The organism is Phyllobacterium sp. (genome assembly GCF_037994425.1).
GTDB lineage: Bacteria > Pseudomonadota > Alphaproteobacteria > Rhizobiales > Rhizobiaceae > Phyllobacterium.
This window is the reverse complement of the sequence record NZ_JBBNAM010000216.1, coordinates 1-2,159: the sequence shown is the minus strand read 5'-3', so window position 1 is coordinate 2,159 and position 2,159 is coordinate 1. Positions and strand designations below refer to the sequence as shown.

Genomic DNA, 2,159 nt, shown 5'->3' with positions numbered 1-2,159 from the left:
GCGAAACTATTGCCTGTCCCTTCCGGGCGTGGCTCGACCCGTAGGCCAATCGTTGCAAGAAAGGGATTGGCCTCCTTGAAGATGACTTCAAGTCCGCGTCCTGTCCCAATCGGCCGCTCGACAAGGATGACCGTACTTTCCTGAAACACCGCGTTAATTCCGTAGTCTGCAAGTAACGTTGCCTGAATGACTTCCTTCTGAACCTCGCCATAAAGCGACAGATACATTTCACTCGCATCTTCATTTGTGCGCAGGTTGATCAATGGGTCTTGTTCCGACAGCTGTTGCAGGGCAACCCATAAAGCGCGGCTTTCAGACGGTCGTTGCGGTGAGACCTGGGTCTCCAGTGTCGGTCGTGCGAATTGCCCTTCGAGATAAGAGCGACCGTCTGCTCCAACTTCATCCCCGATCCGCGCGTCGGTTAGTCCCCCAATCTTGGCGATTTGACCGGCGCGTGCATATTCGTGTCTATGCAGGTTTCCTTCGCCAAAAACCTGGATGCTCGTTACCTTAGTGTTACCAGTTGGCAGTTGAAGATGTCCACGCGCGGCTACCGTGCCTGAAGTCAGGTTAAGGTAGGCGAACTTCTCTCCGCCCCAACCGCGCTCGATTTTGAAGATGCTTCCCTTTACCGGGCCGTCAGGAGAAGGGGTTCTGCTGGGCAAAAGTGTCTCGATTGCTGAGAGGAGTTCCGATACGCCGGTGCCCGTCATTGCGACCCCGCAGTACACCGGATGAATCAGGCCATTGGCGACCTGATCTGCCAGGGCTTTGGTAAGCCGCGCTGGCGTCAACCGCTCCGGAGCAGCAATGAAGTCACGAAGCAGGCAGTCGTCATTGACAGTGAGCATCTCGCAAAGGGCCGAAAAACCCGGATCGTGGCTGACATCGATTGATTTAGCGGTCGCAACGCGGCTTCCGATATCCCTCGCTTCCATCATCGCTATCGGCCGCACCGCCAATTGCTTGGCGATGTCTGCAATGACGTCGAGGTAACGCGCTCCCATCCTGTCGATCTTGTTAACAAAGACAAGGAACGGAATGCCAAGTCGCTGCAGGGCGCGTACCAGGACTCGCGTCTGAGCTTGTACGCCTTCGACGGCCGATACGACCACAATGGCCGCATCGAGCAACCTCAATATTCGCTCGACTTCGGCGATAAAATCTGGGTGACCGGGAGTGTCGATCAGGTTGACGTCCAGATCGTTGATCCGAAACGACACTACAGCCGCAGCGATGGTTATCCCGCGTTGTCGTTCTATGGCGAGGCTGTCTGTTTGGGTGTTGCCGCCATCGACACTGCCGAGTTTGGCGATTGCACCTGTATCGAAAAGGAGGCGTTCCGTAAGGCTAGTTTTGCCTGCATCCACATGAGCTAGGATGCCCAAATTTAATGTGCGCATGATCCGTCAACTTCTCAAAATTTCGGGTTTGAACTTGTTGAGAAGTCACTCGGCGCATTGGGGCCTCCAGGATAGAGAACTATCTGCATCTCAAGTCGCAGATACACTTAGAACTTGTAGTGGCGTTAAAGAATTTCGTCAAGCGAGGGGCCAAACTCGATGGTGGCCTGCTTCAGCAGAGCAGCCGGCTACGTTGCGATCTGCCAACTGCACCACGCCGCGAACCACGCATATGAATTTCGTGTCTGGACACGAGCGCACCAACATTGCGAGCGCAACAAGGAACGTTTCGCGTTTGCTATTTCTATGGATTCCAAGTGTTCGGCATTTTGTCTAACGGTTTGAAAAATAACACAAATAGTATCAGTTAAAATAAACTTTTCGACGAAATCACTAACCTTTGATACAAATAGTTCGAGCTTCGAATTATCTCCGCGTCGGATGTATTTCGCAACCGCTGAACAATTGCTCCTTCGCAATAGGAGCTTGGTGTTCTTTCGCGTTGGATTAGGTCCGCTTTGGTCCCGCCCAAGGTCACCGACGATATGATCCTGGTCCGCAGGCATTCAGGAATGCTGAAATCCGGCTTCAAGGGCGCCGGCAACGCAATCGCAAGGGCCTCGGCCTCGTTCGAACCCCAGTGGTGACCGACCGCGGAAAACCTGTCGAGGCCGAGGCCCTCCACAAACGACTTTGTTCACCTTCCTTCGGCGACACCGATAACGAGAACCCGGGTTCCCGGTGCAAGCTACTCCG

General features: G+C 54.0%; 1 protein-coding gene. It reads right to left on the bottom strand.

Features of this window, described 5'->3' with window-relative positions:
- On the bottom strand, positions 1-1,403 hold a 1,403-nt coding region (locus AAAB35_RS15100; protein WP_340669102.1), incomplete at its 3' end, for a translation factor GTPase family protein.
- Positions 1,404-2,159: the final 756 nt, after the last annotated feature.